Source organism: Deltaproteobacteria bacterium (assembly GCA_028818775.1).
Lineage (GTDB): Bacteria > Desulfobacterota > Binatia > UBA9968 > JAJDTQ01 > JAJDTQ01.
In genome coordinates, this window is the sequence record JAPPNE010000139.1 from 1 (window position 1) to 24545 (window position 24545).

Annotated in this window: 19 protein-coding genes; 10 read left to right on the top strand and 9 right to left on the bottom strand. The window is 66.3% G+C overall.

All coding sequences use genetic code 11. The features are described from left to right. Positions 1–1477: xanthine dehydrogenase family protein (locus tag OXU42_14955; protein MDE0030688.1), on the bottom strand; the 1477-nt coding region annotated here is incomplete at its 3' end. A 313-nt stretch (positions 1478–1790) separates the two neighbouring features. Between OXU42_14955 and gltB the strand changes: the two genes are divergently transcribed. From gltB to OXU42_14980, 5 genes are all read left to right on the top strand, one after another. Beyond that, complete coding sequence (gene gltB, locus OXU42_14960) at positions 1791–6356, top strand: glutamate synthase large subunit (protein ID MDE0030689.1); 4566 nt, start codon at positions 1791–1793, stop codon at positions 6354–6356. Positions 6357–6464: 108 nt separating this feature from the next. Continuing rightward, positions 6465–7961: a glutamate synthase subunit beta gene (locus OXU42_14965; GenBank protein MDE0030690.1), complete on the top strand. Its 1497-nt coding sequence runs from the start codon at positions 6465–6467 to the stop codon at positions 7959–7961. A gap of 36 nt (positions 7962–7997) precedes the next feature. Next, positions 7998–8324 carry a DUF4258 domain-containing protein gene (locus tag OXU42_14970; GenBank protein MDE0030691.1) on the top strand — a complete coding sequence of 109 codons (327 nt, stop codon included), beginning with the start codon at positions 7998–8000 and terminating at the stop codon, positions 8322–8324. After that, complete coding sequence (locus OXU42_14975; protein ID MDE0030692.1) at positions 8321–8536, top strand: YgiT-type zinc finger protein; 216 nt, start codon at positions 8321–8323, stop codon at positions 8534–8536. The genes OXU42_14970 and OXU42_14975 overlap by 4 nt, the downstream gene beginning before the upstream one ends. Positions 8537–8754: 218 nt before the next feature. Beyond that, positions 8755–9654: a DUF4238 domain-containing protein gene (locus tag OXU42_14980; GenBank protein ID MDE0030693.1), complete on the top strand. Its 900-nt coding sequence runs from the start codon at positions 8755–8757 to the stop codon at positions 9652–9654. Between the two features lie 51 nt (positions 9655–9705). Here the strand turns inward: OXU42_14980 and OXU42_14985 are convergent, their stop codons facing one another. After that, on the bottom strand, positions 9706–10584 hold the full coding sequence (locus OXU42_14985) for an EamA family transporter (GenBank protein MDE0030694.1): 879 nt from the start codon (positions 10582–10584) through the stop codon (positions 9706–9708). A 113-nt stretch (positions 10585–10697) separates the two neighbouring features. Next, positions 10698–11123: a DUF4399 domain-containing protein gene (locus OXU42_14990; protein ID MDE0030695.1), complete on the bottom strand. Its 426-nt coding sequence runs from the start codon at positions 11121–11123 to the stop codon at positions 10698–10700. A gap of 121 nt (positions 11124–11244) precedes the next feature. Here OXU42_14990 and OXU42_14995 point away from each other — a divergent pair, with 121 nt between their 5' ends. The 3 genes from OXU42_14995 to OXU42_15005 are packed head-to-tail and all read left to right on the top strand — an operon-like array spanning position 11245 to position 15238. After that, positions 11245–13011: a thiamine pyrophosphate-binding protein gene (locus tag OXU42_14995; GenBank protein MDE0030696.1), complete on the top strand. Its 1767-nt coding sequence runs from the start codon at positions 11245–11247 to the stop codon at positions 13009–13011. A gap of 19 nt (positions 13012–13030) precedes the next feature. Then, complete coding sequence (locus OXU42_15000) at positions 13031–14815, top strand: thiamine pyrophosphate-binding protein (GenBank protein MDE0030697.1); 1785 nt, start codon at positions 13031–13033, stop codon at positions 14813–14815. 42 nt (positions 14816–14857) lie between these two features. Further along, on the top strand, positions 14858–15238 hold the full coding sequence (locus tag OXU42_15005) for a hypothetical protein (protein ID MDE0030698.1): 381 nt from the start codon (positions 14858–14860) through the stop codon (positions 15236–15238). Positions 15239–15262: 24 nt separating this feature from the next. Here the strand turns inward: OXU42_15005 and OXU42_15010 are convergent, their stop codons facing one another. The 6 genes from OXU42_15010 to OXU42_15035 all read right to left on the bottom strand — a co-directional run bounded on the left by OXU42_15010 (position 15263) and on the right by OXU42_15035 (position 23064). Then, positions 15263–16279, bottom strand: coding sequence for a spermidine/putrescine ABC transporter substrate-binding protein (locus tag OXU42_15010; protein ID MDE0030699.1), 1017 nt, complete (start codon positions 16277–16279; stop codon positions 15263–15265). A gap of 69 nt (positions 16280–16348) precedes the next feature. Next, on the bottom strand, positions 16349–17170 hold the full coding sequence (locus OXU42_15015; protein MDE0030700.1) for a CmcJ/NvfI family oxidoreductase: 822 nt from the start codon (positions 17168–17170) through the stop codon (positions 16349–16351). 80 nt (positions 17171–17250) lie between these two features. Continuing rightward, on the bottom strand, positions 17251–18213 hold the full coding sequence (locus OXU42_15020) for an isochorismatase family protein (protein MDE0030701.1): 963 nt from the start codon (positions 18211–18213) through the stop codon (positions 17251–17253). A gap of 92 nt (positions 18214–18305) precedes the next feature. Beyond that, entirely contained in the window at positions 18306–20888 is a 2583-nt protein-coding gene (locus tag OXU42_15025) for a translocation/assembly module TamB domain-containing protein (protein ID MDE0030702.1), read from the bottom strand. After that, on the bottom strand, positions 20888–22705 hold the full coding sequence (locus OXU42_15030; protein ID MDE0030703.1) for a BamA/TamA family outer membrane protein: 1818 nt from the start codon (positions 22703–22705) through the stop codon (positions 20888–20890). The genes OXU42_15025 and OXU42_15030 overlap by 1 nt, the downstream gene beginning before the upstream one ends. Positions 22706–22848: 143 nt before the next feature. Continuing rightward, positions 22849–23064, bottom strand: coding sequence for a Uxx-star family glutaredoxin-like (seleno)protein (locus OXU42_15035; GenBank protein MDE0030704.1), 216 nt, complete (start codon positions 23062–23064; stop codon positions 22849–22851). 161 nt (positions 23065–23225) lie between these two features. Between OXU42_15035 and OXU42_15040 the strand changes: the two genes are divergently transcribed. After that, positions 23226–24011, top strand: a complete 786-nt coding sequence (locus tag OXU42_15040) for an ABC transporter permease (GenBank protein MDE0030705.1) — start codon at positions 23226–23228, stop codon at positions 24009–24011. A 65-nt stretch (positions 24012–24076) separates the two neighbouring features. Next, positions 24077–24545 (top strand): ATP-binding cassette domain-containing protein (locus OXU42_15045; protein ID MDE0030706.1); only part of this gene is annotated, 469 nt, incomplete at its 3' end.

Below are 24545 nucleotides of genomic sequence, written 5' to 3' on the forward strand. Positions count from 1 at the left end.
TGGCGCCGCCGCCGATCTCCGGGGCGTTGGCGTGCACGGTGAAGGTGGCGTCGTCGTTGAACACGATGCGCGCGTTGTACTGCGTGGTGGACAGGTCCTTGATGGCGCAGGCGATGCCGGTGCCGACCTTCTCGCCGGGCCGGGCAAGGGACTCCGGGGCGCGCTCGCCACGGGACGCCTCGAAGCGCTCCAGGCACGCCTGGAACGTCTCCAGGGGGCTGCCGTCCAGCGGCGGTCCGCCGAGCACGTAGCGTTCGCCGGAGCGCAGCAGGTTCTTGCGGCGGAACTCGATGGGGTCGTAGCCCAGCTCGGTGCAGATGTGGTCGGTGTGCGCCTCGCATGCCCAGCCGAGCTGCACGCTGCCGATGCCGCGGAAGGCCCCGGCGGGCACCTTGTTCGTGTAGACGGAGTAGCAGTCGGCGCGCGCGTGCTGCATGCGGTAGGGGCCCACGGCGCGGAACGCGGCCTTGCGCGTGACCTGGATGCCGAAGTCGGCGTAGGCGCCGGTGTCGAGGTAGATCCTGGCCTCGCGGCAGAACAGCGTGCCGTCCTCGCGCAGCCCGGTGCGGATCTCGATCTCGGCCGGGTGGCGCCGGGCCGTGAACGCGGTCTCTTCCATGGACAGGCGAAGCTGCACCGGCACCCCGGCGGCGGCCGCCGCCAGCACGGCGAGGTGCTCCATGCTCACGTGTCCCTTGGAACCGAACCCGCCGCCCACGTAAGGGACCTTCACCGTCACCTGCCCGGGCTCCAACCCGAACATGCGCGCCAGTTCATCGCGCACCGGAAAGGGTGCCTGCGACGAGCTGTGCACGGTAACGGAACGGTCGTCCACCATGGCCACGGCGCAATGGGGTTCCATGGGGTAGTGGAACAGCGACGGGAAGGTGAAGCGGTCCTCGATGACGCGGGCGGCCTCGCGGAAGGCGCGCTCCGGATCGCCCTCGATGAAGTGGGTGCCGCCGCAGTGGTTGTGGGCGTAGTCATACTCGAAGTCGTCGGCGCCCTGGGTGTCGTAGACGGCGTCGGCGTCGTGCACGAGCGTGCCGCCCCGGATCGCCGAGCGCATCTCCGCCACCTGCGGCAGCGGCGTGTAGCGCACCTCCACCCGCGCTGCCGCCTCCACCGCCGCGGTCTCGCTGTCCGCCACCACGATGGCCACGGGCTCCCCCTGGAAGCGGGCCTTCTCGTGGGCCAGCACCGGCCGGTCCTTCACCGCCTGGCCGTAGGGCTTGAGGGCGCGAATGCACCCGAGCCGCCCGAGGTCCAGGCCGTCGTAGGTGATGACGGTGTGGACGCCCGGAACCGCGCGCGCGGCCTCGAGGTCGAACCCGTCGATGCGCGCGTGGGCGTGGGGGCTCGACACGAGCCTGGCGAACTTCATCCCCGGCACCGCGAGGTCCGCCGTGTAGACGGCGCCCCCGGTGACCTTCTCGTCCGCGTCCAGGCTGCGGACTGATCGGCCGACGTACTTCATCAAGAAAGCTCCAGACTCGTGTTTTGTGCTTTTATAGCGGACCCGCGGGGGTTTCAAAAACGGCCCCGTCGCGGGCGTGGCGCAAACCGCCGTACATTGATAGACTGTGAGGACGAAATCGGCGAATCCAGCCGACCGCCCGCCTCGGCACCAGCGTTCAGGGAATTCCCGCGGTGACGGGCCGCCCCGGCGGACCTGTAGCGCGTCCTTAACCAAATGGGTAGCTGCTGAATTCCGGTCTGTTTTGTGGTATTCGCGATAGTTTCAGTACCCGCAAGACGGGCTTGAACCGTCTTGCCGAGGTCTGTTCGACATGAAGAAGCACCAAGAGTACCAAGGACTCTATGACCCCGCGTACGACCACGACGCCTGCGGCGTGGGCATCGTGGCCAACCTGAACGGCCGCAAGTCCCACGACATCATCCGCCGCGCCGTCGAGGTCCTCATCAACCTGGAGCACCGGGGCGCCTGCGGCTGCGACCCGGGCACCGGCGACGGCGCCGGCATCCTGTTCCAGATCCCCGACGCGTTCTTTCAGCGGCATTGCCGGCCCATGGGCATCTCCCTGCCGGATCCGGGCAAGTACGGTGTCGGCATGGTCTTCCTGCCGCGGGAGACGGAGCAGCATCGCTGGTGCGAGCAGGTCATCGAGAAGACCGTCCGGGACGAGGGTCAGGAGTTCCTGGGCTGGCGCGATGTGCCCGCGGACTTCACCCAGTGCGGCGAGCTGGCCGCCCAGGTGGCGCCGCTGATCCGGCAATTCTTCATCGGCGCCGGTGCGGAGATCGCCACCCAGGACCAGTTCGAGCGCAAACTCTACGTCGTCCGCAAGGTCATCGAGAACGCGGTGGACGCGGGCCTCGCCACGGAGGTCCGGGACGACTTCTACATCTCCAGCCTGTCCAGCAAGACCGTGGTCTACAAGGGCCTGCTGCGGGCCGACCAACTGGATTCCTTCTACCGGGACCTCTCGGACGACTCCATCATCTCCGCCCTGGCGCTGGTGCACTCGCGGTACAGCACCAACACGCTGGGCTCGTGGCGGCTGGCGCACCCCTACCGCATGCTGTGCCACAACGGCGAGATCAACACGATCCGCGGCAACCAGAACTGGATGCGCGCGCGGGAGGCGCTGTTCTCGTCGCCGCTGTTCGGCGACGACATGGCCAAGCTGAGTCCGATCATCCGCGAGGGGGCCAGCGACACCGCGGGATTCGACAACGCGCTGGAGTTGCTGGTGTCCACCGGCCGGTCGCTGCCGCACGCGCTGATGATGATGATCCCCGAGGCCTGGGAAAACCACGACACCATGTCGGACGAGAAGAAGGCGTTCTACGCCTATCACGCCTGCCTCATGGAGCCGTGGGACGGTCCGGCGCTCATCGCCGCCTGCGACGGCGACCGGGTGTGCACCACCCTGGACCGGAACGGGCTGCGGCCCTTCCGCTACGTGGTCACCAAGGATGACTTCATCGTGGGCGCGTCCGAGGCGGGCGTGCTCGACCTGGCGCCCGAGCGTATTCTGATGCGCGGCCGGCTGCAGCCGGGGCGGCTCTTCCTCATCGATACGCTGGAAGGGCGCATTATCGACGACGACGAGATCAAGCACCAGATCAGCACGCGGCGGCCGTACCGCCGGTGGCTTTCCGAGAAGATGGTTTCGCTGGACGACCTGCCCGAGCCGGAAGACGTCCCCGGGCTCGACGTGGAAACCCTCGCGGAACGCCAACGAGCCTTCGGCTACACCAGTGAAGAGCTCAAGATCCTCATCGGCCCCATGGCGGTCAGGGGAGAAGAGCCGGTGGGCTCCATGGGCAACGACGCGCCGCTGGCGGTCCTGTCCGACCGGCCGCAGTTGCTTTTCCACTACTTCAAGCAGCTCTTCGCGCAGGTGACCAATCCGCCCCTGGACGCCATCCGTGAAGAGCTGGTGACCGCCCTGCGCACGTCCGTCGGCTCGGAGCAGGACCTCTTCGCGGAGACGGCGGAGCATTGCCGCCAGCTCCAGCTCGAGCGGCCGATGCTGACCAATCGCGAGCTGGCCCGCATCAAGGCCCTGGACCAGCCCGGGCTCAAGGCGGAGACGCTGCCCGCGGTGTTCCCGAAGTCCGCGTCCGCCGGGGCGTTGACGGAGGCCGTGGACGCCCTGTGCGAGGAAGCCGGCCGGGCCATCAAGGACCGGGGCGCCACCGTGCTGATCCTGTCCGACCGGAACGTCGGGCCGGACTGGGTCCAGATCCCCAGCCTGCTGGCCACCGCGGCGGTGCACCACTACCTGATCCGCGAAGGGCTGCGCACCAGCGCCGCCATCGTGGTGGAGTCGGGCGAGGCCCGGGAGGTGATGCACTGCTGCCTGCTCATCGGCTACGGCGCCGAAGCCATCAACCCGTACCTGACGTTGGAGACGGTGGAGTGGATGTGCCGCGACGGCCTGCTCCCGGACGTGCCCGGAGAAAAGGCCCGCGCCAACCTGATCAAGGCCTTGGGCAAGGGTGTGCTGAAGACCATGTCCAAGATGGGCATCTCCACCATCAAGTCGTACCACGGGGCGCAGATCTTCGAGGCCATCGGCCTCAAGCAGTCGGTGATCGACAAGTACTTCACCTGGACGGCGTCGCGCATTGAGGGCATCGGACTCGACGAGGTGGAGCGGGAGTACCGCCGGCACCACCATCACGGCTATCCGGAGCGGGCGGTGGCGAGCGACGGCACCCTGGACGTGGGCGGCTACTACCAGTGGCGCAAGGACGGGGAGCACCACCTGTTCAACCCCCACACCATCGCGCTGCTGCAGACCTCCACGCGCACCGCCGACTACGACCTCTTCCAGGAGTACTCGAAGCAGATCGACGACCAGACCCGGCTGCTCGGGACGCTTCGCGGGCTGTTCGACTTCCGGCCGATGCAGCCGGCCATCCCCATCGAGGAGGTAGAGCCGGCGTCGGAGATCGTCAAGCGGTTCTCCACCGGGGCCATGTCCTACGGCTCCATCAGCAAGGAGGCCCACGAGAACCTGGCCATCGCCATGAACCGCATCGGCGGCAGGAGCAACTCGGGCGAGGGCGGCGAGGACCCGGACCGCTACTACCCCGACGCCAACGGCGACTGGCGCAACAGCGCCATCAAGCAGGTGGCCTCCGGCCGCTTCGGGGTCACCAGCAACTACCTGGTCAACTGCACCGACCTGCAGATCAAGATGGCCCAAGGGGCCAAGCCGGGCGAGGGCGGACAGTTGCCCGGCCACAAGGTGTTCGAGGCCATCGCACGGGTGCGGAAGTCCACGCCGGGCGTCGGCCTGATCTCACCGCCGCCGCATCACGACATCTACTCCATCGAGGACTTGGCCCAGCTCATCCACGATCTCAAGTGCGCCAACGACCGCGCGCGCATCCACGTGAAGCTGGTGGCCGAGGTGGGCGTGGGCACGGTGGCGGCCGGGGTTTCCAAGGGCAAGGCCGACGTCGTGCTCATCAGCGGCTACGACGGCGGCACCGGCGCCTCGCCGGAATCGTCCATGAAGCACGCCGGCATCCCCTGGGAACTGGGCGTGGCCGAGACCCAGCAGGTGCTGGTGCAGAACGACCTGCGCGGCCGCATCGTGGTGCAGACCGACGGCCAGCTCAAGACCGGCCGGGACGTGGCCATCGCGTGCATGCTGGGGGCCGAGGAGTTCGGCTTCGCCACCACCGCGCTGGTGGTGAGCGGCTGCATCATGCTGCGCAAGTGCCACCTCAACACCTGCTCGGTGGGCGTGGCCACCCAGGACGAAGAGCTGCGCAAGAAGTTCACCGGCAGGCCCGAGCACGTGGTCACCTTCATGAACTTCATCGCCGAACAGATGCGCGAGATCATGGCGGAGTTGGGATTCCGCACCGTCGACGAGATGGTGGGGCGCGCGGACTGCCTCGACACCCGGAATGCCATCGAGCACTGGAAGGCCAAGGGGCTCGATTTCTCGAAGCTGCTGACCTTGGTGGAGGCACCGTCCTCGGTGGCGCGCTACTGCCGCGAGGTCCAGGACCACGGCCTCGACAGGAAGCTCGACCAACGCCTCATCGAGGCGGCCCGGGACGCCCTCGAAGAGGGCAAGCCCGTAGCGATCCGCCACGAGATCCACAACATCGACCGCACCGCCGGCACCATGCTGAGCGCCGAGGTGTCGCGCCGCTACGGCGAGGACGGGTTGCCGCCGGAGACCATCCGGATCAACCTGTTCGGCTCCGCGGGGCAGAGCTTCGGGGCGTTCCTGGCGCCGGGCGTTTCGCTCCTGCTCGAAGGCGAGTCCAACGACTACACCGGCAAGGGGCTGTCGGGCGGGCTCATGGCGGTGTACCCGCCGGAGAACGCCGCGTTCGATCCCACGGAGAACATCATCATCGGCAACGTCGCGCTGTACGGCGCCACCGGCGGGCAGGCGTTCTTCCGCGGCCTCGCCGGCGAGCGTTTCGCCGTGCGCAACAGCGGCGCCGAAACCGTCATCGAGGGCGTGGGTGACCACGGCTGCGAGTACATGACCGGCGGTCGCGTGGTGGTCCTGGGGCCGGTGGGGCGCAACTTCGCCGCGGGCATGAGTGGCGGCATCGCCTACGTGCTCGACGAGCGGGGCGTTTTCCCCGGACTGTGCAACCAGGAGATGGTGGACCTGGAGCCGCTGGAGGATGAAGAGGACATCGCCCACGTGCGCCGCCTCATCGAAGCCCACGTGCGCCATACCGGAAGCGACCGCGGCGAGTACGTGCTCGACCGCTGGGCGGAGCTTCTGGGATCGTTCGTGAAGGTCATGCCGGTGGACTACCGCCGTGCCCTGCGGGAGATGGCCGCCCGCCAAGCGCGTCCGGCCGAGGTCGAAAGCCGGGAAGGGACGGCGGCTTCGGCCTGAGCCGGCGCTACGCAAATACGCCGACGTTTCGGATCGTCGTCTCCGCCTCTCTTCCGTCATTCCCGCGAAAGCGGGAATCCAGGGGTGGGGAGGGGCCAGTCAGTTACAATGGGAAAAATCACGGGATTCATGGAATTCGAGCGGGGCAAGCAGGCTTACCGCGACCCCCTCGAACGTTTGAAGGACTGGGAAGAGTTCGTGCTGCCCATGCCGGGCGAAGCGCTGCGCGAGCAGGGCGCCCGCTGCATGGACTGCGGTATCCCGTTCTGCCACACGGGCGTGCCCATGGGGCGCGGACCCGGCGCCTCGGGCTGTCCGCTCAACAACCTCATTCCGGACTGGAACGACCTGGTCTACCGGGACCACTGGAAAGAGGCCCTGGCGCAGTTGCACAAGACCAACAACTTCCCTGAGTTCACCGGCCGCGTGTGCCCAGCCCCGTGCGAGGGCTCCTGCGTCCTGGGCATCAACAGCACCCCGGTCACCATCAAGACCATCGAGTGCTCCATCGTCGACCGGGGTTTCGCGGAGGGCTGGATCGTGCCCGAGCCGCCGCTCCAGCGGACCGGAAAACGCGTCGCGGTCATCGGCTCCGGCCCCGCCGGCCTGGCGTGCGCGGCCCAGCTCAACCGCGCCGGCCACAGCGTCACGGTCTACGAACGCGCGGACCGGCCCGGCGGCCTCCTCATGTACGGCATCCCCAACATGAAGCTCGACAAGGAGAAGGTGGTGCGGCGGCGCCTCGACCAGATGGAGGCCGAGGGCGTCGAGTTCGTCACCGGTGTGGAGATCGGCAAGGACATCCCCGCCGACGACCTGCAACGGGAGTGCGACGCGGTGGTGATCTGCACCGGCGCCACCAAGCCCAACGACTTCGTACGCAACGCGCCGGGTCGCGATCTCAACGGTATCCACTTCGCCATGGAATTCCTCCATGCCAACACCAAGAGCCTGCTCGACTCCGGCCACGCCGACGGCCACTACATCTCCGCCAAGGACAAGCACACCATCGTGCTGGGCGGCGGCGACACCGGCACCGACTGCGTCGGCACCGCCTTGCGCCACGGCTGCCGCAGCCTCCAGCAGTTCGACGTGATCCCCAAGCCGCCCCCCGAACGGGCGCCCAACAACCCGTGGCCCCAGTGGCCGGTGGTCTACAAGCTCGACTACGGCCAGGAAGAGGGCAAGGCGCTCTTCGGCGACGATCCGCGCCGTTACGACACCAACACCGTCAAGTTCATCGACGACGGCCACGGCCGCATCAAGGCCCTGCAGACCATGGACCTCGACTGGAGCAAGCCCGCCAACGGCGCGCCCTTCAGCCCGGTGGAAGGCAGCGAGCAGGAGTGGCCCGCCGACCTCGTCCTCCTTGCCATGGGCTTCTCCGGCCCCGAGGACGAAGTGCTCACCCAACTCGGCGTCGAACGCGACGCCCGCTCCAACGCCCAGGCCGAGTACGGCAAGTACGCCACCAACGTCGGCAACGTCTTCGCCGCCGGCGACGCCCGCCGCGGCCAAAGCCTCGTCGTCTGGGCCATCCACGAAGGCCGCGGCGGCGCCCGGGAGGTGGACCGCTACCTCATGGGCAGCACCGACCTTCCTTGAGTCGCTCTTGACTCCGCTCGGCTGACAATCATATCAGTGGCTCAGATTGGGATCGTTGAGCAGGTCAGACGCGTCGCGAAGAGACGGCTGCTTTTCTTGCCTCACGCGGTCCGGCAGATGGCGCGGCCGGAACGGATGATTTCAACCAACGAGGTCCGGGAGGTTGTCGAGCGCGGCGAACTGATCGAGGACTATCCTGAAGATGTGCGGGGGCACAGTTGCCTGTTCCATGGCCGCGGAAGCGGGCAACGAAACATCCATGTGGTATGCTCCCCCAAGGAAGAGTATCTTGCGGTGATCACAGCGTATCTTCCCTCGGCGGATGAATGGGAAGCCGATTCGCGAACCAGGAAGAAATCATGAACTGCATTCACTGCAAAGGAGCGATGAAACGCTCGACCGCGGCCCTCCATATCGAACGTAGCGGCTATCACTTGGCGCTTGATGCGGTACCGGCCTGGGTCTGCAGCCAGTGCGGTGAACCCTATTTCGACGAGCGAGAGGTCGACACCATCCAGGATACGATCCACACTCTGGATGAGCAGACGCGACGCCTTTCGCACGGTGCGGCATAGGGCCGCGCGGGAAGTGGCCGTTACTTCAGCGGTAGCATCGACCTTCGCCGACCGACCTCATAAATCAACCAAGTCAATGCTTGGTTGGGTTTCCTCTGCCCACGCGGATGTGAACCGACTGAACGGGTTTGTCGATGATTCGTGGATCCCCAATCTCAGGGGTCGACACTGATCCTATGCATTTGTAGCGATATTCTGGACAGGCCAAGGGTAAATCGATGTCACAACAAGCGATCGACCACCACATTGTGCCCGTTTTCTTTCTGAAGCGGTGGGCCCGGAGGCTTAATGGCGCCGACAAAGTTACTGTGTTCACGTGGCGTGCGATGCCGGGGAAATTGACGGTATCTGAACTGATTCCCGACAAGACAGTCTATGAACGGCACTTGTTGTCGTTAACCCACCCGATAAATGGCCGAACCGACCAAGTCGAAGCCGGCGCTATGCAACAGATCGATAGCGACGCTGCCGATGTGGTCACCAAGTTGCTCGATTCCGCTCCGACGCTCTCTCCGCGGGAGTACTACATCCTGTGTGTCTTCATGGCTTCACTCATTCTCCGCGATCCGGATAACGTCGATAGGATCCGGCGGGTTGGGTCCGAGTCTATCTTGCACAGTCTTGCCGAGGACCCCGAGGAATATGACGCTCTAGCCAAACCAGGTGATCCTGTTTCATTGATCAAATTTGCCGAAGAGTTAGATGCCGGCCTGACCAAAGACTTCGGAATTCGCCGCTTGCCCGTCGTGATACGCCATTTTGCCAACCACCTCTACCAGCTAGACTTCGCTTCTCGCGGCGTGCTGGATTTTGGCGCGTACGGGCATTCGCTTGTCCTCTCTGACCGGCCCGTCATCTCTACGACCGAACTCGGTATCACCAACTTTAAGGATCCCGATTTTTTGGCTCTGCCGCTCAACCCGCGGAAAGCCTTCGTGGCATTCAAGTCACCCATCACCGCACGGTGTATTCTCGACGAAAGGTTCCACCGTAATCGCAAGACCCTCCTCACGATCGTGAACCAAACTTCGTGTATCCAGGCCCGTGAGCGTGTGGTTGCCCATGATCGAACGCCGCAGCGATTCGTCGAGAATCGTTTTAAGTTGAGATGCACATAGGCGGGTCTTGAACTTCGCCCGTGCGCTGCTTGAGCGCCACGTAGAGGCTCCTCACGTCCACGCCAGCATAAACACTCCTCCAACGATCAGCGCCGCGCCCACCCCGTCCTGCACCCGCACGATCTCGATTCCCTTCAGGGTGAAGTGCGCCAGCGCGAAGGTCACCAGGGGCTGGATGTTCCAGATGGGGCCGACGATGACGGCGGGGGCGTGGACCACGGCGAGGAAGGTGAGGATGGTGCCGATGGCGTGGACGACGCCGGAAGCGGCGAAGCAGACGGTGCTGGCCAGGGGAACGCCGCGGAAGACGATGCGGATGCGCAGCACCTTGCCCAGCAGGAAGATCATGATGAGTCCGGTGATCTGCGTGATGAGCGCGCCGACGATGGGGTCGCCGCCCTGGAGCACGCCGAGGCGCTTGAGGATGGGACCCAGGCTGTAGAAGGCGAAGGACAGGAAGGCGTTGACGAAGCCTATCAGAGGGGCGGAGGGCTCCGTCGCGGTCGTCTTGACGTGGGTGATCAGGAGGATGCCCGCGACGATGGCGATGACGCCGCCGAAGGTCCCGGCGGTGGCGGTTTCGCCGAGCAGGGTGACGCCGATGACGGTGGTGAGGAGCGGCGAGGCGTTCTTGATGGACTGGGCGCGGGAGGCGCCGACCTGGTCGATGGCCCTCAGCAGGAAGACGCGGCCGAAGAACGCGCCCACCGCGCCCAGGACCACGAAGGTGACCACTGCGGGAAGCGGGACCGGCAGGCCGGCGGCGTCGTAGACGACGATCCACACCAGCACCAGGAAGGGGACCATGGCGACCTGCTGGATCGTCACCGCGGCGTCCACGTCCGAGCCCACCAGTCCCCGCTTCACCAGCGGCGGCACCAGCCCCCACACGATACCCCCTGCGAGGGCGTAGATGATCCCCAATCCCACCAAGGGCAGTGTGGTCCGGCGGCTATCTCGGCGTCAAACGCGGCAGGCAGGATGTCGTTGGGGCGATCTTTAGTAGGGGCGACCGGCCGGTCGCCCCTGGATGCGTCTCAGGGTCACTGCGCGGGCAGCACCTTGATCTTGATGGTGTGCGCCATCTTCTTGCCGAAGGACCGATGGAGGCCGTCGGCGAATTGCATGGTCAGGGTGTATTCCCCGGGCTCGAGCTTGATGGTGGCTTCCGTCTGCCCCTTGCCGTAGTGCAGGTGGGTCTTGTCCGTCGGGATCACCTTCCCGCCGCGCATGGGGCCTTGGTTGAGCAGGATGTGGTGATGCCCCGTTCCGGCGACCACGCCCGCTTCGGAAGGTTTGATCGTCATGCCTTCCACGCCCATCACCACCTTCACCGGGCTCCGCACCTCGGCCCCATCCTTCGGCTCGATGAAGTAGACGCGCCGTTCCTGTGCCGTTGCGTATCCCGCGAGCGTGAGAAAACCGACAAATGCCGCGGCGGCGAGCCGCCAAAGTCCAGGTCTGTGCATGATGAAACTCCTTTCCGGTGAAGTGACGCAGACCCTAGCAGCCGCGTCCTACGTTGACAAGCCACGGATGATGACCTAGTGGGTTCAGGGTCGCGAATTTCCCGTCAGAGAAAGGGTCTCCATGTCGGACATCAAGAAATCGGACCAGCGCTGGCAGTCGGACGTCATCGTCGACCTCATGAAGCTCTACGGCATCCCCTACGTCGCCCTCAATCCGGGGGCCAGCTACCGGGGACTCCACGACTCGATGGTGAACTACGGCGAGAACGATCCCGAGATGCTCTTGTGTAACCACGAGAAGATCGCGGTGCAGATCGCCCACGGCTACGCCAAGGCCTCGGGCAAGCCCATGATCGCCATCGTGCACGACGTGGTGGGGCTGCTGCACGCCCCCATGGGCATCTACTACGCCTACATCGACCGCTGCCCGGTGTTCGTCATCGGCGCCACCGGCCCCATGGACGAGAAGTACCGGCGCCCGTTCATCGACTGGATCCACACGGCCTTTGCCCAGGGCGACGCGGTGCGGAACTTCACCAAGTGGGACTACCAGCCCGGCAGCATCCATGGCGTGCCGGACTCCTTCGCGCGGGCCTACTCCATCATGATGAGCGAGCCACAGGGGCCCATCTACATGTGCTACGACTCGGCGCTGCAGGAGACGCCGCTTACCGATGATGTACAGATCCCGCCCGCGTCCGCGGTCAAGGTGCCGTCGCGCATCGCCCCGGAGCAGGCGGCGGTGGCCCAGGCCGCGGAGATGCTGGTGAAGGCGAACAATCCGTTGCTGCTCACCGAGTACGCTGCACGCATGCCGGAGGGCTTCGAGCCCACGGTGGAGCTGGCCGAAACGGTCGGGGCATCGGTCTTCGACGTCTGCAAGCGGCTGGGTTTCCCGAACCGCCATCCCCAGAGCATGAGCTTCAACCCCGACGCCTTCAACGGGGTCGACCTGGTGATGGCGCTGGACGTGGTGGACTGGACCCGCGGCTCCCACCGGCTCAACACCCAGACCCGGGAGATCACGGTGGTGACGGCGCCGGACTGCAAGTGGGTCGACGCGGGCTTTGCCGACATCGAGATCAGCAAGTGGGCCACCGACTACAACAAGCACAACAACTGGGACCTGCGGGTGATGGGCGACACCGCCATCACCATACCCGAGCTGACCAAGACATGCCGTGCGCTCATTGACGCCGACTCGGCTCTGAAGGGCCGCATCGACGAGCGCAAGAAAGCCTTGGCGGACAAGCACGAGCAACAGTGGGCCAAGTGGCAGAAGCAGGTGGAGTCGGAGATGGACCAGCGGCCCATGACCGAGTCCCGGCTGGCCTACGAGGTGTGGCAGGCCATCAAGGACGAGGACTGGGTGCTGACCGCCGGGACCCTGAAGGACTGGGTGCAGAAGATCTGGGACTTCGACCAACCCTACCGGCATCCGGGCCGGGAGCTGGGCACCGGCACCCAGATCGGCATGTCCATCGGCGTGGCCCTGGCCCACAAGGGGCAGGGGAAGCTGGTGGTGGACCTCCAGCCCGACGGCGACCTGATGTTCGATCTGGGCGCGCTGTGGATGCCCATCAAGTATGACATCCCCATGCTGGTCGTGATGTACAACAACCGCGCCTACTACAACGACTGGGCGCACCAGATCCACATGGCGCACCAGCGCGGCACCGATCCGGCCCGGGCCTACATCGGCATGGACCTCGAAGCGCCGCCGCCGGACTTCGCGCACATCGCCCGGGGCATGGGCTGGTACGCCGAGGGCCCCATCGAGGATCCCGCCGAGGTGGTGCCGGCGGTGCGCCGCGCCATCGAGCAGGTCAAGGCCGGCAAGCCCGCGCTGGTCGACCCCATCGTCTGGCGCCGGGACATCAACACCTGAGCGAGAAAAGGAAACAGGCATGAGCAAAGCCGAGAAGATCGAAGCGGTCGAGATCAAGAAATCTGACCGCAAGTGGCAGTCGGACGTCATCGTCGACATGATCAAGCGCTACGGGTTCGAGTACATCGCGCTCAACCCGGGCGCCAGCTACCGGGGGTTGCACGATTCGCTGGTGAACTACGGCGAGAACGATCCGCCCATGCTGCTGTGCAACCACGAGAAGATCGCGGTGCAGATCGCCCACGGCTACGCCCGTGCCAGCGGCAAGCCCATGATCGCCATCGTGCACAACCTGGTGGGGCTGCTGCACGCACCCATGGGCATCTACTACGCCTACCTCGACCGCGCCCCGGTGTTCATCATCGGCGCCACCGGCCCCATGGAGGAGCCCAAGCGGCGCCCGTTCATCGACTGGATCCATTCGGCCAGCGTGCAGGGCGAGGCCATCCGCCACTACGTGAAGTGGGACTCCCAGCCCACCACCATCGACGGCGTGCCCGGCGCCTTCGCGCGTGCCTACTCGGTGATGATGAGCGGCAAGCAGGGACCCATATACATGTGCTACGACGCCGGCCTGCAGGAGGCCGCGCTGGACCACGACGTGGCCATGCCGCCCGAGGACAACGTGCACGTGCCCGCCCAGGCCATGGCGGACCCGGCGGCGCTGGAGAAGGCGGCCGACACCCTGGCGGCGGCCGAACGCCCGGTGATCGTGGCGGACTTCGCCGCGCGCCCGCCCCACGGCTGGGACCACGTAGTGGAACTGGCGGAAACCCTGGGGGCGGCGGTGTGGGACTGCGACTCCCGGCTAAACTTCCCGAGCGAGCATCCGCTCAACCTGAGCATGGACAGCGAGGGCTGTTACAAGGACGCGGACGTGGTGCTGACGCTGGACATCGCCGACTTCGAGAAGCCCACCCACGTGCGCGACATCGCCACCCGCACGGTGGTGAGCATGGTGCCGGAGGACGCCACCTGGATCGACATCGGCTACACTGACACGGAGATCAGCAAGTGGGCCATGACCTACGCCCGGCCGTTCTACGCGCACCAGCGCATGACCGCGGACCCCGTTACCGCGGCGCCGGCGTTGACGAATCTGTTGAAGGAGCGCATCGCGGCAACTCCGGGCCGGGCGGAGCAGATCGCGAAACGGACCGAAGAGGTGGGGAAGCGCCACGCCGAGATCCGGGCGGAGTGGCTCCGGCAGGCGAAGGAGGACCGCTGGGACGCGGTGCCCATGACAGTGCCGCGGCTGGCGTTGGAGGTGTGGGAGGCCATCAAGGACGAGGATTGGGTGCTGACCTCCGGCACGCTCCACGACTGGGCGCGGCGGCTGTGGAACTTCGACAAGCCCTACCGCCACGGCGGTCGCGAGCTGGGTACCGGCACACAGATCGGCATCTCCCTGGGGGTGGCGCTGGCCCACAAGGGCACCGGCAGGCTGGTGGTGGACCTCCAGCCCGACGGCGACCTGATGTTCGATGCCGGCAGCCTGTGGATCGCCGCCAAGTACCAGATCCCCATGCTCATCGTCATGTACAACAACCGCGCCTACTACAACGACTGGAACCACCAGATCGTCATGGCCCGCAACCGCGGCACCGACCCGTCCCGCGCCCACATCGGCATGGACCTCTTCGGCCCAGACCCCGACTTCGCCGGCCTGGCCCGCTCCATGGGCTGGTACGCCGAGGGGCCCATCGAGAACGGTGACGACGTGAAACCGGCCCTGGAACGCGCCATCGAGCAGGTCAAGCAGGGCAAGCCGGCGCTGGTGGATACGGTAACGCAGCGGCGCTGACCCGGTCGCGGATTCCGGCATTGCCGGGCTGCTCTGACGGCAATGCGGTACGACTACTACGACATAAGGGGCTACGAGCGCCTCATCGTCCGCATTACCCTGGGCCTCGATCCCGACACGGCCGATGACGTGGAGCGCTATGGCGCCGCGTCGGTCCTGTGGAGCCTCTACAACGGCCTTCGGGAGGATCGGCGGGAGGTGTTTCTCGTCGGGCTGGGCAACGCGCTGGAAAAGAACGCCAGCCGCAAGGCCCTCTCCCAGATGGTGCTGTTCGCGTCCAACCCCGTGGTGGACGTGGACCACAGCATCGACATCCTGGGCGACTGGTTCATCAAGAACAAGAAGGCCGACCCGGGCCTGTACGAGGCGCTGGACGCGTACTGGCGCCGCCGCTTCAAGCGCGGCTTCGACGACGAGGCTTGATCAGCGGCGTCCGCCCGCCCGCGGTCAGGCCGCCCGGATGCGCCTCCAGGCCGCGTCGTAGAGCCGCGCGGTCTCCGGCCCGGGATAGCGGCTTCGCTCGCAGGCCTTGAGCGTTTCCTCGCTTGGGAAGATCACGGGATCCTCCCGGTAGCTGGACGGCAGCAACGCCTTGGCCGCCGCATTGGGCGTCGCATAGCGAACCGCGTCCGCGATCGCGGCGCCAACCTCGGCTTCCAGGATGAAGTTCATGAAGGCGTGCGCGTTCTCCGGATGCGGCGCGCCGCGCGGGATCGCTAGGGCATCCTCCCACACCGCCGATCCCTCGCGGGGGACGACGTAAGAGATGTCGCCGTCCTTCTCCATCGCCTGGAGGATATCCCCGTTCCACTCCATGACGATGTCCACCTCGCCCGACAGCAGCAGGTCCTGACCGGTGTCGGGGGCGAACAGCTTGAGGTGCGGCTTCTGCGCGACAATGAGATCCTCGGCCATCTTGAGGACCTTCGGGTCGGTTGTGTTGAGGGGATGACCCAGATACTTGAAGGCAGCGCCCAGCACCGAGCCCGCGTCGCTCAGAAGCGCGCAACGGCCGCTGTAGCGGTCGGACTGGTAGAGCCAGCGCCAACTGTCGGGTACCCCGTCACAACGCGACTTGCGGTAGCCGATGCCCATGGTTCCCCACAGGTAGGGGATGGAGTGGCGGCGGCCGGGGTCGAAGGCGGCGTCACGGAAGACTGACTCGATATTCGTCATGTTCGGGATGGCCGCGTGGTCCAGGGGCATGAGCATGTCATGTGCGATCATGCGCTCGACGAAATCGTTGGTGGGCACGATCACGTCGTAACCCGGGTTGCCCGCCTTCAGCTTCGCGAACAGCTCACCATTGTCCGCGAAGAGGTCCATGCGGACCGTGACGCCGGTACGGGCCTTGAAGTCCGCCAGGGTGGTCTCGCCGATATAGTCGTCCCAATTGTAGAAGTTGAGCCTGGGCTCCTCCCGGGCGAAGCCGGTCCATGGCACGAACAGGAGCCCCGCCGCCACAATCGTTCCCTCGAGGAAGCGGCGGCGTGTCAGACAAAATTCCGAAGGCGGGCGCAACGCTTCCTATCGCTACTCGTCGAAAAACGCCAGCGTGCGGATCTCGATGCTCTCGCGCGGCGGCGCGTCCGCCGGCGTGTTGGGGTGCTCGAAGGCGGAGTGCGCGGAGAAGCGCGCGCGGCCGTCCGTTTTCGAGTCGTAGCACTTGAAGACGATGGCCTCGTCCGGCTGCATCTCGGGGAAGTAGTAGAAGCGGTGCGCCGGGTTGTGGGTCAAGTGGTAGGTCTCGCCGAGCCGGTTGGGATGGGGCCGCACGGTGGGGATGAGGTCGTCGGTGGCGATGCTCTGGGCGTCGCACATGGCCAGCGGGTCGCGCAGCACTGGGTTGAGCATGCCGCGCCACACCTGCACCACCGCGAAGCGGCGCTTGAACAGCTCCTCCGCCTCGTCGGGCAGGAGGTCGCGCACCCGCTCCGGGCCGGACCACTCGGTGTAGTCGTTGTGCACGTTCTGCACCGGTCCCTTGGCGCCCTTTTCCTCGTAACCGGAGCGCAGGGTGTGGTCGAAGATCAGCACGCGGGAGGCGCCCGTGTTCTCCTTGATCAGCGCTTCCATCTCCGGGTAGTACACCGCGCGTATCTCGTCCTCGTCGAAGAAGTCGGTCATCTTCGTGGGCTGGGGTCTCAGGGCGAAGCCGTTGCGCTCGATGGACAGCTCGGGGTGCTGGCGCCCGTTCCGCACCAGCGACGTGTGGGTCTCGTACGTCCGGTCCTTGTGCGGATAGCCGAGGCTGGGCTTGTCGAACGTGGTGACGGGCCGGGGGCCCTTGTGGACCATGTAGTTGAAGGTCGCTTCGACGACGTCTTCGAGGTTCTCGGCTGCGGCTGTGGCCATGGCGTTCTCCTTTGGGGTCGCGGTTGTATTGCGGCTCTATGCGGAATTATACACTGTCCGGGCGCGTTCCGGGAACAGGGTCAGCCCGCCAGCACTCCCTGCTCCGCCCACACGCGCTGCACCTCGCGGCTCGTGCTCACGAGGGCGAAATGCGTGGCCATGTTCTTGAGCGAGTAGCGCTGCAGGTCGGCGTCGTAGGCGGCAACGCAGTCTTCCAGCACCACGTTGTAGTAGCCCCGGGCGAAGGCGTCCCGCACCGTGGCCTCGACGCAGCCGTTGGTGGCGGCGCCGGTGAACAGCAGCGTCTTGATGCCCAGCCGTCCCAGGGTGGCGTCCATCCTGGGGTTGGTGAAGCCGCTGTGGTGCCACTTCTTGATGCGGACGTCGCCGTCGGCGGGGGCCACGAAGTCGCAGACGTCCCACCCCGGGGTTCCCGGGACGGTGTACTTGGCGTTGGCCAGCCCCACTCGGGCGCGCCGCGCCAGGATGGGGCCGTTGTCGTGCTCGTTGTCGTTGGAGGTCTGCGTGTAGATTACCGGCACGCCCGCGGCCCGAGCCGCTTCCACCATGACCTTCAGCGGTTCGCGCATGGCCTCGACGAAGCTCAGGTCGCCCTTCATGCGCGCGCCCCCGGGAGCGCAGAAGTCGTTCTGCACGTCGATGACCACCAGCGCCGTGTGCGCGGGTTTGACCGTGTCCGACAGCTCGGTCCACACCTCCTGCACCTGCGGCTCCCACATCTCCTCTTCCGGGTCGAACTCGAAGTCGGCGATCTCGCGCGACTCGATGATGGGCCGTCCGACTTCCTGCGCCACTTGCCGGTGCACCGGGTGGTCGACGTAGCGCTGGAGGCTTTCGGCGTCCTCGCAGACGGCCACCATGGCGTAGTCGTAGTCGCCGTCCCGGCGCAGGTTGGGTCCCATGGACCAGCTCAGCAGGTCCGGGATGGATTCCTTCATGGAATTGTAGCCCGCGATCATCCGGTCGATTTGATCGGGGGATGCCTCGGGCTTGAGCTTGACGAGAACGACGTGCTTGATCATCGGCACCTCCGGACGGGCTCGTGGAATCGGGCGATAGTTGGGATAGAGAATATCCGAGAGCCGCGGCACAAGTCAATTTTCATCGGCGGGAATCAGAAATCCATGTGCCAGCGGACGCCGATGTTCGAGCCTCGTTCGTTGGTAAGCTCGCTGTCCACCAGCAGGTTGTCGGACAGGTTCAACTCGACCACGATGGACGAACGCCTGCCGAGCAAGCTCTGCCTGGCGCCGACGAAGACGTCCCCGAGGTTCTTGCCCACGGTCACCGACACGGAATCCGCGTCGGTGCCGGACAATTGAAGGTCGTCCAGCCGTGCCGCCGTGCGCAGGTCCTCCTGCAGCCCGAAGACGACGCCCTCGCCGAACAGGTTTGCGAGGGCCACGGATAGCTGGATCGCCTGCGCCGCCGTGAGCGCCTGCCGGGAGGCGCCGAACAGGAGCTGCGGCAGCACTTCCTCCTCGGGCAGTCCCGATTGCGAAACGAACCGGATCGTCGGATTCGTGGCGCGGCCGCTCAGGTGGAGCCCGCCCTGATGCGTGTTCGTGCTCCGTTCCAGTCGCACGTCGACCCGCGGTTCCAGATCGGAGTTTCCGTCGAACACGATCCGGCCCAGCACGAGGTCGAAGGGCTTGCCGATCAGGTCAAGCTCGCCGCGGACTCTCTGGAGCGTGCCCGTGAGCACGGGGGCCGTGGGTGTGCCCGTGGCCCTCAGGTCCATGCTCCATTCGGAGTCGACGCCGCGTCCCCGTATGAACACGCCGCGCCTGGCACGCACCGTGAGGTCCAGTGAAAGGATCGCCGGTCCGTCTTCTTGCCGGTCCTCGGGTGCTCCTTCGATGCGGATGCCTTCCAGCGCCACCACCTCGGGTGGCGCCGCGTCCTCGAGGCGGTACTCCGCCTGGTTCACCTCCAGGTCGCCGCGGAGCGCCAGGTGCTCGAACGTGCCGTCGAGCGTCACCGTGCCGCTCATGCGCGCGGTGATGTCGTCTCGGCGGATCAGCGCGGCTTCGTCGATGCGCAGGTCCACGTCCACGGTGCGTCCCAACTGGATGGCGCCGGTGGCCTTGAGCCTGCCCCGTCCCTGGTCCGATGCCGTGGCCGTCAGACCGATCCGATCGTTGCCCGCGAGCCGCGCCTGGAGCGCGAGGTCGGTGAGCACCGTGCCCGCGTCGACGTTGCGGTATTCGCCGCCGGTCACGCTCCCGTGCCCGGACAGCCGCGGCGTCGCCAGGGAACCGGCGACGCGGAGATCGATGTCCACGTCGCCGTCGAGTTGGTGCCGCGTCGTAGGAACCAGCGCCCATATCCGTTCGAGGCGGCCGTGCCAGACCAAGGAGCCCTTCAGTTCCGCCTCTCTGGAGAAGACGGGCAGACCGTTCTCGCCGGCGCCCGCGGCCATGGCGAGGCGCGCGCGGACCGGTGTGTCGAAGGTTCCCCGGATCTCCGACCGCGTCACCAGCCGCGCGCCGTCCCATTCTCCGTCCAGGTCCACGTCGACCACGCCCCCGTGCTCGATCCCCGTGAAGACGAGGTTCCGGCCGCGGGCCTCGAAGCGGGCGTTCGGCTGGGGCGGCCGTGTGTCGAAGGCGCCGTCCAGGTCCAGCGACCCGGTGATGGCGGGCATGCCGGCCAAGCGGCTCATCGCGGCCATGGACAAACCGTTCGCCGACAGACGGCCGTGGAGCCCCCCCGCCGTCCGGTTGAGGTTCCCGGTGATGCCGCCGCCGGACGCGAGTCTCAGGTCGAGGCCGGAGACCTCGAAGCCGTCGACGCCGAAGCGCGCGTTCAGCGGGTTCCCGAGCCGGACGGTCTCGGAAGCGAACCGGACGTGGGCCGAACCCACGACGACCCTGACTTCCTCTCCGCCGGTATGCGAGACCGTGGCGCGGCCTTGGGCGGCGAACGCTCCCTCCACCGCCGCGTCGAAGGAGAGGCGCCAGTCCTCGGGAGGTCCGTCCGCGCTGAGATCGAGGCGGGCGGGCGAGTCGTCCGGGAAGCCTGTCAGGGCCGCCACCAGGCCGCCGGCTGCCTCTTCGGCGACGGTTTCGAGGCGGACCGTGCCCGCGGCAAAGTCGCGCCGGATGTGCAGGAAGATGCGCCCCTCCACCGCGTCCGTGCGGCGCAAGCGCAGCACGATCTCCTGCAGGTCGTCCTTGTCGGACGCGCGTCCTTCCGCGTCGAACCGGATCGATTGCGGCAGAACGCCCTTGGCGATGGAGACGCGCTGCAGCCGGATCCCCTCGAGAGAGAGCGCGATGGGTGACCGCGGCCAGTCGAACGGTCCGCGCCTCCAAGGAGGCTGCGGTTTCAACCGTGGCCACGCGGCGCTGTCGGCCGGCTTGCGCGTCACGGTGACGCCGGCGAATTCGAGGCGACGGATCGCCAGTTCTCCGTCAAGGAGTCGCTGCGGCTCCCAGGCGAAGCTCATCCGCTCGACTTCCATCCACACGCCTCTGCCGTCCGAAACCTCCACGCCCACGAGACTGGTGAGGCCGTCGTCACCGTCCTCGATGGAATGCACACGGATTTCGAACGAGCCGGGCGAGCTGATCTGGTCGAGCGCCAGCCGGATGAGCTTGTTCCGGATGGTGGTGAAATCCACCTGTGCCTGCGCGCCGGCGTGCGGCAGCAGCAGGCCGGCAAGAAAGAAGGCGATAGGCAGAAGGCGTCGCATCAGAAGGCCTGTCCCATGGAGAGGTAGAGATGGAAGTCGTCGTCCACGGGCCGCGGGTTCAGCGGAACGGCGACGTCGAGCCGGATCGGGCCGGCGGCGGAGAAGTAGCGGACTCCCAAGCCCGCGGCCCATTGAACGCCGTCGAAGACATGGCCGTCGATGTTCCGGGAAACCGCGCCCGCGGCTACGAAGCCGACGGCTCCGAGGCTGTCGTTGAAGCGCATGCGCAGTTCACCCTCGGCCTCCAGCGCCAGCCGGCCCCCGACAGGCTTGTTTTGCGCGTCGAGCGGGCCGATGGCGTGGCGCCCGTAGCCGCGCACCGACTCGCCGCCCCCGGCATAGAGCCGCCGGTTGGCCGGCACGGACTCGAGACGTTCGGAAATGATTGTGGCGCCGCGAGCGCGTGCGGCGACCACGTAATGGGCGTTCTCGTCGAGGCGGGAATAAGCGGACGCGGTGGCGTCGAGGGTGAGGAAATAGGTTCCCGACTTGTCGAGAAGCCCAGCGTGCGGAACGGCCTCCAGCCGAAAACGCCGGCCGGTCTTCGGATCGAGCAGATCGCCGGTATTGTCGTACGCCGCGAAAACGGGCGCGGCGGCCAGCCGGGTTTCCGCTTCGACGCCGCCGTCGCGCACCGTGCCGATCTCCACCTCGGTGCCGGCGCCCACCTCCCATTCGCGGTCCAGGCGCCGCGACAGCCCAAGGAAGCCGGTGCCGGTCCGTGCCTCGAAGGCCTCTTCCTCTTTGTTCTCCACGCCCAGGCTTGTCCGCAGCTCCTGGCCCGCACGGCGGTACTGGGGCTTGCGCAACTCCGCTCCCAGACTCTGATCCACACGCCCGCCCTCGGCCGAAAGGAGCAGAAGCTCGTTGGCCCCGAGGAGGTTCCGGTGGCGGAAGTCGGCACGCGCCGAGGCCCCCGTGTCGGTGTCGTAGCGCAGGCCGCCGGCGATACGCCGCCGCGGTCCCTCTTCAAGGGTCACTTGCACCGGCAACGCCATTGACCCCTCGTCGCGCGGCGCGGTTTCCGGAATACGTACGGAGACCGACTTGAACAGGTCGGTGGACGCCAGGCGGCGCTGGTACTCCGCAAGCCCCTCGGTGTCGACGGGTTGTCCGGCGGCCCACGGCAAGTACGTGAGGAGGTACTCCTGCGCGACGGTTTCCAGGCCGGCGAAGATCACCCGCCCGTAGGAGCAAGCCGGCCCGGTGGCGATGGTGCTCGCCACCGTCAGCGTGGCCGTTTCCGGATTCGCGGATCCCGAGCGCTTTACGAAGGCCGCGTAGGGGAACCCTTGGCGGCGGAGCGCCTCCACGGCTGCCCGCTCCGCGTCCACGATCGCGGCCGACAGCGCTCGACCGCCCACCGGAGAACCGAGTCCACGCGCATCCAGAGCAGGAGGTTTGCCTGCGCCGCCGCCTTCGAGCAGGAAAACGTGCTCCGACAGGGTGAACGGCGGTCCGGCCTCGATGGAGAAAGTCACGGTCGGCCGTCCCGGCGCGCGTGAAACGCGCGCCGATGCCGACGCCGCATGATGGCCGAGCGAGCGCAGGATGGTCACCAGCCTGGCTTCGTCTTCCTTGGCGCGGCGCAGGAGAAAGTGCGTGCTGGGGGCGCCATCGTCCTTGAACCGGTAGGTCAGCAGCGTGTGGCCGGCGAGGTCCCGAACCTTTTCCGACGGCGACCCTTCGAGGACGACGTCATAGGCCACCGCCGGTTCGGGCCGCGGCGCGGTGGCAGGCGCGGGCGTCTCCGGGACCGTGCAAGCGACGGCGAAAACCAGACAGCATGCGGCGGGCAGCAGGGTGCGCGGAAACATGCGCCACCGCTGGCGCGAATAGGCTCGCGAACGCGACTCGAACGGGTTCATGGGGATCGTTGCACGTGCACAGGGTGGTGATGGGTGTCGAGGTTTCTCCGAGCCGCTCGGTTCCAGGGCCGCGACCGCGGCCGCTACACGGCTCAGCTTCCACCGAACCCGACGGTGACCCTGTCTTCTTCCACGATCACCGGTATGTCACGGTTGCCGTCGTTCAGGGCGAGCATGCGCTGAAGCCCGTCCTCGTCTTGCAGGACGTTGATGTACTCGACGGTGAAGTTTCGGTCCGAGTAGTCCGCACGGGCACTCGACGTGTAGTGTCAGAAGTCGTGTCCGAAGATCAACACCTTGTCCGGCATGGCGCTTCCTTTCCACGGGGGTTGTCCCTACCCGTAGCGTGAACGCCGGCCCTTGGCAATCGCCTGCGAAAATTCCACTTGGGGGTTTCTTGCGCGGAAACTTGTGGTATGAAAGCGGGCTGAATGACGGTCCTGCGCCGTCTGCCATGCGGGGAAATTGTATGGTTGAACGTTTCAAGGAGCTCGGCACCATCACCTTCAGTCTCCTCCTTTTCACGCTGCTTTGGGAGGTGTCGGTGTGGTTGTTCTCGGTGTCGGAGTTCCTGCTGCCGGCGCCGTCGAAGATCTTCTGGACCATCGTCGAGAAGTTCGTCCCCCTGCTGCAGAACTGCCTCGTGACCTTCCGGGAAACCATCTACGGATTCCTCATGGGGCTCGTGCTGGGGGTGATCTCGGCCATCATGATCGTCTACTCCCGGTTGCTTCAGAATCTTCTCTACCCGCTGATCCTGGTGGCCCAGATCGTTCCCAAGGTGGCCATCGCGCCGCTGCTGCTGATCTGGGTGGGTTACGGCGAGATGTCCAAGGTGCTCATCGCGTTCCTGGTCTCGTGGTTCCCCATCATCGTCACCACGGTCCAGGGCATGCGCATGGTGCAGCCCGAGATGCTGGACCTGGTCAAGTCGCTCCAGGCTTCGGACTGGCAGATCTTCGCCAAGGTCCGCCTGCCCAACGCGTTGCCCCACTTCTTCGGCGGCCTCAAGATTGCCATCACGCTGGCGGTCATCGGCGCCATCATCGGCGAGTTCGTGGGCGGAAACACCGGTCTCGGGTACTTGGTCATGGTGGCCAACTACGAGGTCAACACGCCGTTCATGTTCGCGGCCCTCGTCGTGCTGTCGGCCCTGGGCCTCGTCCTCTACGGCGTTCTGGTGCTGCTGGAAATGTGGCTGATCCCGTGGAGTATCGGCGAGGATGAGCAGGAGATGACGGGCTTCGGCATGTAGCCGCCTCCGGGCGGATCGGGAGCAGCCAGCCGGATTGCAGCGTATCGAGTTTGGAACCGAAGTCGATGACGGAAACAGGGAAAGCCATCGAGGTCAGGAACCTCACCAAGGTGTATCCTTCCAAGGATGCCCCCATCGTCGCCTTGGAGGACGCCTCGTTCGAGGTCTACGAGCAGGAGTTCATATCCCTGGTCGGACACAGCGGGTGCGGCAAGACCACCATCATGAAGATCATCGCCGGGCTGCTCGACAAGACCCGTGGCGAGGTGCTGGTGAACGGCGCGCCGGTGACCGGACCCAAGTCGAGCACCGGCATCGTGTTCCAGACCCCGGTGCTGTTCCAGTGGCGCACGGTCATCGACAACGTCCTGTTGCCGGTGGAGATCCTGGGCCTCTCCAAGGAGGAATACTACCCCAAGGCCCTGGGATTGCTGGAGCTGACCGGACTCACGGAGTTCAAGGACAAGTACCCGCGGGAGCTGTCCGGCGGCATGCAGCAGCGCGCGTCCATCAGCCGGGCGCTGGTGCACGACC